12 protein-coding genes and 1 riboswitch are annotated in these 11010 nt (G+C 69.0%); of the genes, 7 read left to right on the top strand and 5 right to left on the bottom strand.

The window, feature by feature from the left end; all coding sequences use genetic code 11:
* Positions 1-16: 16 nt before the first annotated feature.
* On the top strand, positions 17-916 hold the full coding sequence (locus tag A6048_RS13460) for a TauD/TfdA dioxygenase family protein (RefSeq protein ID WP_107745976.1): 900 nt from the start codon (positions 17-19) through the stop codon (positions 914-916).
* Positions 917-1008: 92 nt separating this feature from the next.
* Positions 1009-3294, top strand: a complete 2286-nt coding sequence (locus A6048_RS13455) for an arylsulfatase (RefSeq protein ID WP_107746632.1) — start codon at positions 1009-1011, stop codon at positions 3292-3294.
* 39 nt (positions 3295-3333) lie between these two features.
* Here the strand turns inward: A6048_RS13455 and A6048_RS13450 are convergent, their stop codons facing one another.
* The 3 genes from A6048_RS13450 to A6048_RS13440 are packed head-to-tail and all read right to left on the bottom strand — an operon-like array spanning position 3334 to position 5658.
* Positions 3334-4527 (bottom strand): FAD-dependent oxidoreductase, encoded by a 1194-nt coding sequence (locus tag A6048_RS13450; protein WP_107745978.1) that lies wholly within the window; start codon positions 4525-4527, stop codon positions 3334-3336.
* 3 nt (positions 4528-4530) lie between these two features.
* Complete coding sequence (locus tag A6048_RS13445; protein WP_107745980.1) at positions 4531-4779, bottom strand: DUF6480 family protein; 249 nt, start codon at positions 4777-4779, stop codon at positions 4531-4533.
* A 45-nt stretch (positions 4780-4824) separates the two neighbouring features.
* Positions 4825-5658, bottom strand: a complete 834-nt coding sequence (locus tag A6048_RS13440; RefSeq protein WP_107745982.1) for an aspartate dehydrogenase domain-containing protein — start codon at positions 5656-5658, stop codon at positions 4825-4827.
* 214 nt (positions 5659-5872) lie between these two features.
* Here A6048_RS13440 and A6048_RS13435 point away from each other — a divergent pair, with 214 nt between their 5' ends.
* Both A6048_RS13435 and A6048_RS13430 read left to right on the top strand, forming a co-directional pair.
* Positions 5873-7711 carry a flavin-containing monooxygenase gene (locus A6048_RS13435; protein WP_107745984.1) on the top strand — a complete coding sequence of 613 codons (1839 nt, stop codon included), beginning with the start codon at positions 5873-5875 and terminating at the stop codon, positions 7709-7711.
* A 50-nt stretch (positions 7712-7761) separates the two neighbouring features.
* Positions 7762-8496: a TetR/AcrR family transcriptional regulator gene (locus A6048_RS13430; RefSeq protein WP_107745986.1), complete on the top strand. Its 735-nt coding sequence runs from the start codon at positions 7762-7764 to the stop codon at positions 8494-8496.
* Between the two features lie 9 nt (positions 8497-8505).
* On the opposite strand, the gene A6048_RS13425 is transcribed toward A6048_RS13430, so the two are convergent.
* Positions 8506-9135, bottom strand: a complete 630-nt coding sequence (locus tag A6048_RS13425) for a TetR/AcrR family transcriptional regulator (protein ID WP_107745988.1) — start codon at positions 9133-9135, stop codon at positions 8506-8508.
* 105 nt (positions 9136-9240) lie between these two features.
* Between A6048_RS13425 and A6048_RS13420 the strand changes: the two genes are divergently transcribed.
* Positions 9241-9855 (top strand): dihydrofolate reductase family protein, encoded by a 615-nt coding sequence (locus tag A6048_RS13420; RefSeq protein ID WP_107745990.1) that lies wholly within the window; start codon positions 9241-9243, stop codon positions 9853-9855.
* A 26-nt stretch (positions 9856-9881) separates the two neighbouring features.
* Here A6048_RS13420 and A6048_RS13415 read toward each other — a convergent pair whose 3' ends face one another.
* Positions 9882-10181, bottom strand: coding sequence for an EthD family reductase (locus A6048_RS13415; protein ID WP_107745992.1), 300 nt, complete (start codon positions 10179-10181; stop codon positions 9882-9884).
* Between the two features lie 179 nt (positions 10182-10360).
* Positions 10361-10428, top strand: a riboswitch (guanidine-III (ykkC-III) riboswitch).
* An 11-nt stretch (positions 10429-10439) separates the two neighbouring features.
* Here A6048_RS13415 and A6048_RS13410 point away from each other — a divergent pair.
* Positions 10440-10754, top strand: coding sequence for a DMT family transporter (locus A6048_RS13410; RefSeq protein WP_107745994.1), 315 nt, complete (start codon positions 10440-10442; stop codon positions 10752-10754).
* Between the two features lie 49 nt (positions 10755-10803).
* On the top strand, positions 10804-10998 hold the full coding sequence (locus A6048_RS13405) for a hypothetical protein (RefSeq protein ID WP_107745996.1): 195 nt from the start codon (positions 10804-10806) through the stop codon (positions 10996-10998).
* Positions 10999-11010: the final 12 nt, after the last annotated feature.

Below are 11010 nucleotides of genomic sequence, written 5' to 3'. Positions count from 1 at the left end.
CGTGAAAGGACACGTCATGCAGGTCACCATCGGACACCATCAGATCGAGTTCGGACCGAAGCGCATGCAGCTCACCGCAGACGGCACCACTGTGGCCCCCTACGAGCACGTGCGACTGCGTCCGGTCACGCCGTTCATCGGTGCCGAGATCCAGGGAGTAGACCTCGCGTCACCGACCCCGGCTCAGATCGATGAACTCAAGCGGGCTCTGCTCGAGCGCAAGGTGCTGTTCTTCCGGGACCAGCACCACCTCACCGCCCACCAGCACCGTGACTTCGCCGCCCACTGGGGTGAACTCGAGGTCCACCCGTTGCTCGACCAGGGCGCGATCCCCGAAGTCGTGCGCTTCGACCGAGGTGAGGACAACCCCGGGATGGAGAACATCTGGCACGTGGACGTGTCGTGGCAGCAGCGTCCGCCCCTGGGCTCGGTGCTGCGCGCGATAGACGTACCGGACGCCGGCGGGGACACACTGTGGTCGGACATGGGCAACGCGTACGACGCGCTTCCGCAGGAGCTCAGGGACCGGATCGACGGCCTCACCGCGACCCACGACTTCACCCCGTCCTTCGGGCTCGGGATGTCACCGGAGAAGCTGGCCGAGATGCAGGAGCAGTACCCGCCGCAACACCACCCGGTCGTGCGCACGCACCCGGAGACCGGACGCCGCACGCTCTTCGTCAACAGCCTGTTCACCACGGGCATCGACGGAGTGGCCCCGGAGGAGGGCGAGGCACTGCTGAGGCGGCTACTCGACCAGGTCAAGATGCCCGATTTCCAGGTGAGATTGCGCTGGGCCCCCGGCACGGTGGCCTTCTGGGACAATCGTGCCACGCAGCACTACGCGTGTAGCGACTACTTCCCGAACCGCCGGGTGATGGAGCGCGTAGCAGTAGTCGGGGACGTGCCGGCGTGAGTGCCGGTGAGGTGGCCGGCCGCCCGGTCGACGACGGTCTCGATCGTCACACGCTGCCCGCCCGGCGTCTGCCCGCGCGAGTGGCTGCGGAGATGGATCGCCGATATCAGCAGGACGCCTTCCCCGGCGCCGAGCAGGTCCACGCCCCCGACGGTGCGCCCAACGTGCTCCTCGTCATGCTCGACGACGTCGGTTTCGGCACGTCGTCGGTATTCGGCGGGCCGTGCCGCACCCCCACCGCGGAGCGACTCGCGCGCGACGGGGCAGGGTACACACGGTTCCACACCACAGCGCTGTGCTCGCCCACGCGCGCGGCCACCCTCACCGGCCGCAACCACCACAGCGTGGGGATGGGCGTGATCTCGGAGATGGCCACCCGCGCACCCGGGTACACCGGTGTCCGCCCGGACTCGGCGGCCACCGTCGCGCGGGTCCTGCGGGGCAACGGGTACGCCACCGGTGCCTTCGGCAAGATGCACCAGACCCCGCCGTGGGAGACCACGGCCGCCGGCCCCTTCGACCGCTGGCCCACCGAGGAGGGCTTCGACACCTTCTACGGCTTCCTCGGCGCCGAGGCGGATCACTTCGCCCCCGTCCTCTACGACGGGCGGCGCCAGGTCGACCCGCCGCGGACACCGGATCAGGGATACCACCTCTCCGAGGATCTGGTGGACCGGGCCGTCCAGTGGATCGACGGTCTCGACTCGGTGGCCCCGGACAAGCCCTGGTTCTGCTACCTGCCGTTCGGTGCCGTCCACGCGCCGCTGCACGTCCCCGAGTCCTACCGGGACCGGTACACCGGCGAGTTCGACGCCGGCTGGGACGCGTTGCGCGAGCGAACGCTGGCCCGCCAGAAGGAGCTCGGCGTGGTGCCGGAGGACACCGAACTGGCACCGTGGGCCCCCGGACTGACGGACTGGGGCGAGCTCGACCGCGACGAGCGCCGCGCGGCCTCGCGGCTGATGGAGCTCTACGCCGGGTTCCTCGAGCACACCGACGACCAGGTGGGTCGCCTCATCGACCACCTCGAGACCACCGGCGCGCTCGAGAACACGCTGATCCTCTACATGCTCGGCGACAACGGGGCCTCCACCGAGGGCGGTGACCGAGGCGCCGTCAACTATCTCGCCGGCCTCAACGGACTGCCGTCGACAACCGCCGAGATCCTCGCACACTGGGACGAACTGGGCGGGCCGGAGTCGTACCCGCACTTCCCCGCGGCCTGGGCGCTCGCGCTCAACACCCCGTACCAGTGGGCCAAGCAGGTGGCCTCGCACTACGGCGGGACCCGCAACGGCCTCGTGGCCCACTGGCCCGGACGGATCGACGAACCCGGACGTTGGCGCCACCAATGGCACCACTGTGTGGACATCACCCCGACGATCCTCGAGGCCGTGGGAGTGCCGATGCCGCACACGGTCGACGGCGTGGCCCAGAAACCGCTCGAGGGCATGGGCATGGCGTACACCTTCGCGGACCGGGAGGCTTCTGATCGGCACACCACCCAGTACTTCGAGATCTTCGGCAACCGCGGGATCTACGACCACGGGTGGACGGCCGTGACTGCTCAGCGGGCGCCGTGGCTGATGGCCTCCTCCGTCGAGCTCTCCGACCTCGCAGAGAGTCGGTGGGAGCTGTACGACACCAGAACCGACTGGTCGCAGGCCCGCGACGTATCGGCCGAGCACCCGGACGTCCTTGAGCGTCTCAAGACCAAGTTCATCGCCGAGGCCGCGAGGTACGACGTGCTCCCGCTGGACCACAGCACCGTGGGCCGTCAGGCCGGGCAAGACAACCGGCCGCCGCACCCCATGGCCGGGCGCACGTCGATCACGCTCTATCCGCACATGGACGGGCTCAACGAGAAGGCCGGGCCGAGACTGTTCAATCGGGGATTTCTGCTGTCGGCTGCGGTGGATGTCGTCGACCCCGCCGGATGCGAGGGAGTGGTGTTCAGCGTCGGCGGCCGCTTCGGTGGGATGACGCTGTACGTACTCGACGGTGTGCCGGCTTTCGAGTACAACTTCTTCCGGCGCAGCAACGGTAAGGCCGCCGGGACCGAACCGCTGACGGCCGGGACGCATGTGGTCGAGCTCGAGTTCGCCTACGACGGTGGGATCGCCGCCGGCGCCGAACTCCTGCTGTTCGTAGACGGCCAGCAGGTGGGATCGGGCCGGATCGCCGTCACCGCTCCGGCCATGTTCAGCATGAACGAGACGATGGACGTCGGACGAAGTCGTGGCAGTGCCGTGAGCGGGGCCTACAGCGGCGCGTTCGCGTTCAGCGGCGGGACGCTCCACCACGTCCGGGTGGACCTGCAGCGGGGCAGCGAGTTGCCGCGGGCGCGACGCGACGGAATCGACCTGGCCACGCACTGAACAACTCGGGGTCGGGCCAGGCCGGCCTGCGGGGTCGCGTCAGACCCGACCCCGCAGGAGCTTGCGGAAGTAGACGACCGGCTGCAGGTACCGGTCGAACGCGTAGGTCGAGCGCCTGGGGACCGTCAGGTCGATCCCGCGAACGGACGGTGCCGGCACGCCATCCCGGTCGTGCTCGGCCAGCATCAGCCGGTCACGGCTCACGGCGATCGGGATGATCGTGTAGCCGTCGTACCGTGCCACGGTGCCGCCGTCACGGGCCGCGCGCAGGTTGTCGGCGACCACCGCCACCTGGGACCGCAACGCCCCACCGGACGGGCGGGTGCCGACGGTCGCTGCGTCGCCCAGGCCCCAGACCGAGTCGACGCGCGCGTGGCGCAGGAGCTGGGGGTCCACCTCGACGAGCCCGGCGTCACCGCCGTCGGACAACCCGGCCTCCGCGACGAACTTCGGTGCGCGACTCAGGGGCGTGACGTAGGCCAGGTTGACGTGCTCGATCGTGGCCGGGACCGGGCCGTCGAGCGTGACGGTTCGCGCGTGGTGATCGACGGCGGCGACCTCCGACTCGTCGTGGACGGTGATGCCGTACTGCTGGATGAGTGGTTGCAGCCGCGAGTCGCACGGATCGAGTCCGAGCAGCCCGCGGAACGGGGTCACCAGGTGCACGTCGATACGATCGAGCACCTCCTCGCGCCGCCAGCGGTCGCACGCCAGGAACATCGCCTTGAGTACGGTCCCGCCGCACGAGGCGGGTTCGGGTGGCACCGAGAACACCACGGTTCCCTCGCGCACCCGGACCAGCGCCGCGCATGCGCGACCGGCGTACTCGGGCACGTGTGCGGATACCGCCCACCCGTCGATGTAGGCCCGGTCCAGGCCGGGGATCGCGTCCCACCGCGGGGTCAGGCCGGGGCATACGACCAGATTGTCGTAGGTGACCGTGGGGCCCTCGTCGCGCGGACCGAGTGTGACGGTGTGGGCGTCCGTGTCGACCCGCCCGGCCAGGTGGGGGAGCAGTTGTACGCCGGCGGGGACGACGCTCGACATCGCGCGTTCATACCGCCCCATCCGCGCCAGGCCGGTCGCGGCGTAGTTGAGCATCGGTCGGTACCGGTGGACGGGACTCGGGTCGACCAGCGCGATGTTGTGCTGGCCGTCCCTGCGTAGGCGGGCCGCCAGGGAGACCCCGGCGTTGCCCGCTCCGATGATCACGGTGTCGAACGCGGCGGACATGGGTCAGAACACTTCGAACGCGTAACCCGCGAGCCCGACGACCAGCAGGAGGACGATGAGGGCGATGACGAAGATCGAGATGTACGCCCCCTTCTTGGAGGGCAACGGTGTCGGACTCTGCTTCATCGTCTTGCTGTCGGACTGCATCGAGGTGGAATCGGAAGCGGGGGTCTGCATTCCGTCCGGCGATCCGGCGCTGTCGACGTCCGGGGTATCGGCGGGATCGGGATCTGACGGTCGTGCGTGTGTCATGGGACACCTCTCGAGTCGTCTGGGACCCATACCCTAGGGCGTTGCTCAGGTGGTTTCCACCGGTCGGGCCGCGCTCACGACCACCACCCCGGGACCGGCCCCGGCCGCGACCGCACTGAGGACCTCGGCCACCGACCAGGCGGTGATCGCCGAGGTGCGGCCGCCGGAGTCGGGGTCCATCGCGTTCTCGAACCTCATGTCGTAGCGGCCCACCGGGGACTCCCACTCCACCACGTGGCGGGTGCGTTCGACCTCGGGATCGGCCACCACGATCACCTCGACACGGTCCAGTCCGATCGTCGCGAGTGCGAGCGCGACCGAGGCGTTGGAGGTGCGGGGGAACTCCAGGGCCGCCTCGCGCGCCGACCCGCGGAAGACCTCGCGCGGGGTACCGAGGGGTCCGTGGACGCCCAGCGCCGCCGGGCTCTTGATGGTGAAGTGGCGCAGGGCGGCCTCGTCCGTCCCCGCCCTGGCCGCCGCGGCCAGCACGTCCAGTCCGCCCACGGCCCCGGCGGGCACGAGCACCCGGCCCGCGCCGCCCGCCACGATGTCGCGTGGGTTGTCGTGCCGGGCGAACACCCCGCAGGAGCACACGATCACGTCCTTGCCGGCGCGCGTGATGCGAGGGATGAGCTCCTCCGCGACCTCGACACCGGCGGCCTCGACCAGCACGTCGGCGGCTTCGATGGCGGCCGCGACCTCATCCTGCGTGCTGCTCGAGCGGAGCACCGTGATCAGTCGCGCCCCGGGGACGGCGCCGTCTACCAGCGACTCCGCGACCGCGCCCCCGATCGCGCCGGCGCCGATCACGGCCACCGCCAGCGGGTGGGCGGGATCCCGCGGCCGCACAGAGCTCGAAGGGGATAGGTGAGGGGTCATGGTGGGGCCACCGTACCCAGGGGAAGCGGGCTCCGGAGGCGGGATGGGAACCCGGAATCCGGCCCCGACCTCGACCCTGGACCCGGAAGAAAGTGTTGCACCGATCACATAAAATGTGTAACTTAGGTCACAGCTTGACACCGCGTCAAGTATGTTCAACAAGCCGTCCACGGTTCCCTCTCCGGTGGACGAATCCCCTCGCAAAGGACGCAGCATGGCCTTCACCCTCCCCGAGTCCAATCTCCCTCTCGATATCGACTTCGATCCGGATCGGATCCGCGAGCGCTTTGCCGTGGACAAGCAGAAGCGGATCCGACCCGACCAGCTGGCCCAGTTCCAGGGGTTGTCCGACGTGCTGGAGGTCGACGACAGCGACCCGTTCTCCGCGCCGATCCACCGCGAGCCGGTCACCGAGGAGCTCGACACGCTCGTCCTGGGCGGCGGCTTCGGCGGACTCACGGCCGGCGCCTACCTCGCGCAGAACGAGATCTCGAACTTCCGCATCGTCGAATACGGCGGCGATTTCGGCGGCACCTGGTACTGGAACCGCTACCCGGGCGTGCAGTGCGACGTCGAATCGCACATCTACATGCCGCTGCTGGAGGAGACCGGGTACATCCCCAGCCAGCGCTACGCCGACGGCTCCGAGATCTTCGAGCACGCCCAGCGCATCGGTCGCCACTACGACCTCTACGACAAGACCTACTTTCAGACCCGCGCCACGCACGCGCAGTGGGACGAGCAGGCGCAGCGCTGGGAGGTCACCACCGACCGCGGCGACCGGTTCCGCACCCGGGTACTCATGCGCTCGAACGGCGCGCTGACCAAGCCGCAGCTACCCAAGGTGCCGGGCATCGGCGACTTCGAGGGCACGATCTTCCACACCAGCCGCTGGGACTACGGCTACACCGGCGGATCGCCGGCCGGGAACCTGGAGAACCTGCGGGACAAGCGAGTCGCCGTGGTGGGCACCGGCGCCACCGGCGTGCAGGTGGTGCCCTACGTCGCGCAGGACGCCGAGGAGCTCGTCGTGGTGCAGCGCACCCCGAGCGTCGTGCAGCCGCGCAACAACCGCAAGACCGACCCGGACTGGAAGGCCTCGCTGCAGCCGGGCTGGCAGTACGAGCGTCACGACAACTTCAACGGCATCATCTCCGGTCACCAGGTCGAGGGGAACCTGGTCGATGACGGGTGGACGCACCTGTTCCCCGAGCTGAGCGGTCAGCCCCTGGTGGACGTTCCGGTGGGTGAGCTCCCGGCAGCCGATCAGGCGGCGGTCGCCGAGATCGCCGACATGAAGCTGCTCATGAGCGCCCATGCGCGCGTGGATTCGATCGTCACCGACCCGTCGACCGCCGACGGGCTCAAGCCGTGGTTCGGGTACATGTGCAAGCGGCCGTGCTTCAACGACGAGTACCTGCAGACCTTCAACCGGCCCAACGTCACCCTGGCCGCGGCGCCGACCGGGATCGACGGCATCACCGCCACGGGGATCATGGTGGGCGGTCGGCACTACGAGGTCGACTGCATCATCTTCGCGACCGGCTTCGAGACCGGATCCGGTCCGGCCGGCATCTACGGGTACGACGTCATCGGACGCGACGGCCGGTCGATGCAGGAGTATTTCTCCGAGGGCGCCCGGACCTTCCACGGCTTCTTCACCCACGGCTTCCCCAACTTCGTCGAGCTGGGCATGAGTCAGACGGCGTACTACGTCAACTTCGTCTACATGCTCGACCGCAAGGCGCGGCACGCCGCGCGACTGGTCAAGCACCTGCTGGACGACGACCTCGGCACCTTCGAGCCCACCGCGGAGGCCGAGGCGGACTGGGTGACCGAGGTGCGCCGGTCCAACGAGCCCCGCGAGGCCTACTGGGGCGCGTGCACGCCGGGGTACTACAACGGTCAGGGCGAGGTGACCAAGGCGGTGTTCCGCGACGTCTACAACTCGTCCGAGATCGACTTCTGGAACATGATCGAGGACTGGTGGGAGTCGGGGCGGTTCGAAGGTCTGACCCTGGATCAGTCCCGCGATCCGCTTCCGGTCGCGTGAGCGAGCCGGGCGCCCGGCTGGCCCGGGCGCCCGGCGGGGAGGGCAATAGGATGACGACCATGGATTCCGGCCTTCCCGCGTTGGTGGCCACCGACGCATCTGCCGGCGCCTCCACCGACACCTCCACTGGCACCTCCACCGCCGCTTCCACCGCTGCTGACGGCGGGCGCCGCAGGCGGGTCCCACGCGGCGAGGTGCAGCGGCAGATGATCCTCGACGCGTTCGAGGGACTCCTGCGCGAGATGCCGGCGCCGGAGATCTCGGTCAAGGACATCACCGAGGCCGCGGGGATCAAGCGGCCCAACTTCTACTTCTACTTCGAGTCCAAGGACGCCGTCCTGGGTGAGCTGGTCGGCCTGGCCTGGGACGACTGGGCGGAGGCCATCGGCAGCTACTTCCGACGAGCCGGTGAGTCGCATGCCGACTACTTCGACCGGCTCTTCGGGGCGTCCCACGCCGCGTGGCTGGTCCACGGTCGGGTGATGGTGGCCGGCGTCCAGGCCACCGGTTACGACGAGAAGCTCCGGACCCGGTGGACGACGCTGGTCGCCGGCCTCAACGGGCAACTCGCGGCGCAGATGGGAAGGGACGCGGAGGCCGGGTTGATCACCCCGTTGTCCGACGACCACGGGGCGTTGATCGCGACGCTGACCGACATGATCGTGATGGCCTTCTACAAGGACCGGTCGCTCGAGTCGACCGAGGCGGAGTCGGCGCGGATGCTCTCCGCGTTGAAGGCGATCTGGTTGGGGACGTGGGGGGCGTCGGCCACCCCGTCACGATGAACTGCCCCGTCACGACGACGGCGAGGCGTATCGCGCCGTGATCGTCCGGGCGGCCTCGTCCACCACCTTCCGCACCTCTGCCTCGGTGAGCGACCAGTCGCCGTGGACCAGGTACGGCCAGAAGACGGTGGTGGCGATCATGCCGAGGAACTGGGATGAGGCGACGTCCGGGTCGTCGATCGTCGCCGTGCCCGCGTCATCCTGGGCCTCGAGGAAGCGGCGGAGAGCGGAGAGGACCGGCAGGGTGCCGAAGTCGAAGGTCCGCTCGCGGAGCTCCGGGAACCGGGGCGATTCGGCCACCAGGACCCGCATCAGCGCGATCATCTGCGGTCGACGCAGCAGTTCCGCGTAGGTGCATCCGAGGTCGACCAGGCCCTCGGAGAAGTTCCCGGCCGGTGGGTCGATGACCTCGCGCCCGCGTGGTCCACCCGCCGCGAGCACCGCGGTCTCGAACAGCTGCGCCTTGGTGGCGAACTGCTTGAACAACGTCGCCTTCGACACCCCGGCATCGGCCGCGACGCGGGAGAGCGAGGTCCGGTCGTAGCCGGAGTCGAGGAAGAGCGCCGTGGCCGCGTCGAGGATCGCCGTGCGATTGGTCGCGGCGACTTTCTGGTGGTACTCGGGGAGTGGGCGCGTCATGAGGCCACTATCCCATAGAGGTGAGCCCGTTGACTCACCTCACTGGTGGGCGTAGCGTCGCAAGAGGTGAGACGCTCGACTCGCCCCTCCGGAAGGAAGCCCATCATGGACACCCCACGAAGCCAGGTCCCCGCAGGTGTGACGTTCGCGCCGAACCTCCGAGCCGCCGATGGGCCGACCAGCTCCGGCAGGGTGCTCTGGCACTTCACCATGACCCTCGACGGCTTCGTCGCCGGCCCGAATCACAGCTTCGACTGGATGATGGAGGGCATCGACGACACCCCCGGCATCGTCGAGGCCTACGCCGCGACGACCGGTGCGATCCTCTGCGGGCGCTCCGGCTACGACGTCGATCCGGACGTCAGCATGATCTACGGCGGTCTGTGGTCAGGGCCGGTCTTCATGCTCACCCGTCATCCCCACGACGCAGTCCACGCCGACGGCGTGACGATCATCAGTTGCGATGTCGCCGAGGCGGTGAGGCTCGGGCTCGAGGCCGCGGACGGAAAGAACCTCGAGATCTTCTCCGCCGACATCGGTCGACAACTACTCGCGCTGGGTCTGATCGACGAGATCCATCTCCATGTCGCGCCGATCCTGCTGGGCGACGGCATCCGCCTCTACGACGAGCCCGGAGGTGCGCCGGTGCGACTGGAGCTGATCAACGGCGATCGGCCGCTCGCCGAGGTGACCATGCAGTACCGGCCCGCCGTGGCGTGACGCGCCGCCGACCAGTGACGCACGACCTATTCGGTGGTGCCCACCAGCATCGTCGGGGTGATCCCGAGGTTCGCGGTGTCAGCCACCAGGGCAAGGCCCTCGTCGGTGGACATCGCGGCGCCCATCGCGTCGGCGTCCGCGAACATGAGCTGGGCCATCAGGTGGTACTCCGGCGCGGCTCCGTCCGGACCGGGCAGGAAGCGCGTGACCTTGGCGTCGTCGAGACCCGGCACCGCGCGGGCGAGGGGGATATGCGTCTCGTGGTAGTGCTTGTCGAACTTCTCGACGTCGTCGGGAGTTCCGTAGAGGACGGTGAGGGTGATCAAGGTGAGTCCTTTCGAGGGGTGCCCGGTCCGGTCGTCCGGAGGGGATCGCAGTAGAGATGTCGCCGTAGAGATATCGCAGTGGAGATGATGCCGCAGTCGGCCGCGCCGGGTGGCGTGTCCGCCAGGTGACGTCGGGGCTCGTGTCAGTCGACGCCCCTCACGATGTGACAGCCTGGATGGCAGCGCCCCGATGACGGGGCCTCCGGACGAGGGGTGCCGTACCCGGTGTGCGACAAGACGGCCCGCAGGAGGGGCGTCATGGCATGGCTGGTTCTCGTGTTCTCGGGGATCCTCGAGGCGGTGTGGGCCACCGCGCTGGGCAGGTCTGACGGCTTCACCAGACCGGGCCCGTCCGTCGTATTCGGAGTAGCACTGGTCGTGAGTATGGCGGGGTTGGCGTACGCGATGCGCGAGCTGCCCGTGGGCACCGCCTATGCGCTCTGGGTGGGCATCGGCGCCTCGTTGACCGTTCTCTACTCCATGGCCACGGGCGTCGAGTCGGTCTCAGCGCTCAAGGTGGTCTTCCTACTGATGATCGTCGGTGGGGTAGTCGGTCTCAAGGCAGTCGCATGATCTCTCAGAGGCCACCAACCGGCGACCGCCTGAGGACTACCGTGGGGTCATGAGGTCACACGCGGCGGGCCCGCTGGTCGGGTTGGGGCTCATCTACGGGGCCGGGGTGGGCACCGTCCTCGGCCTCGTGATCGTCGGCGCCCCGGACCTTGCCACCTGGATGGTGATGGGCGCGGGTATCGGGGTCGTGCTGGGGAGCGTCGCCGAACTGTGGCGTGACGTGGAAGGGCGGTCAGCGCACTGACGACCCGTCGCC

The organism is Dietzia psychralcaliphila (assembly GCF_003096095.1).
Taxonomy (GTDB): Bacteria; Actinomycetota; Actinomycetes; order Mycobacteriales; family Mycobacteriaceae; genus Dietzia; species Dietzia psychralcaliphila.
Note: the sequence above shows the minus strand (reverse complement) of the source record. Positions and strands in the feature narration are given on the sequence as shown.

What these genes read in the sequence shown, in the direction of transcription:
- A6048_RS13460 (WP_107745976.1), top strand. Translation starts at nt 17, where the DNA reads ATGCAGGTCACCATCGGACACCATCAGATCGAGTTCGGACCGAAGCGC.
- A6048_RS13455 (WP_107746632.1), top strand. Translation starts at nt 1,009, where the DNA reads ATGGATCGCCGATATCAGCAGGACGCCTTCCCCGGCGCCGAGCAGGTC.
- A6048_RS13450 (WP_107745978.1), bottom strand. Translation starts at nt 4,527, where the DNA reads ATGTCCGCCGCGTTCGACACCGTGATCATCGGAGCGGGCAACGCCGGG.
- A6048_RS13445 (WP_107745980.1), bottom strand. Translation starts at nt 4,779, where the DNA reads ATGACACACGCACGACCGTCAGATCCCGATCCCGCCGATACCCCGGAC.
- A6048_RS13440 (WP_107745982.1), bottom strand. Translation starts at nt 5,658, where the DNA reads ATGACCCCTCACCTATCCCCTTCGAGCTCTGTGCGGCCGCGGGATCCC.
- A6048_RS13435 (WP_107745984.1), top strand. Translation starts at nt 5,873, where the DNA reads ATGGCCTTCACCCTCCCCGAGTCCAATCTCCCTCTCGATATCGACTTC.
- A6048_RS13430 (WP_107745986.1), top strand. Translation starts at nt 7,762, where the DNA reads ATGACGACCATGGATTCCGGCCTTCCCGCGTTGGTGGCCACCGACGCA.
- A6048_RS13425 (WP_107745988.1), bottom strand. Translation starts at nt 9,135, where the DNA reads ATGACGCGCCCACTCCCCGAGTACCACCAGAAAGTCGCCGCGACCAAT.
- A6048_RS13420 (WP_107745990.1), top strand. Translation starts at nt 9,241, where the DNA reads ATGGACACCCCACGAAGCCAGGTCCCCGCAGGTGTGACGTTCGCGCCG.
- A6048_RS13410 (WP_107745994.1), top strand. Translation starts at nt 10,440, where the DNA reads ATGGCATGGCTGGTTCTCGTGTTCTCGGGGATCCTCGAGGCGGTGTGG.
- A6048_RS13405 (WP_107745996.1), top strand. Translation starts at nt 10,804, where the DNA reads ATGAGGTCACACGCGGCGGGCCCGCTGGTCGGGTTGGGGCTCATCTAC.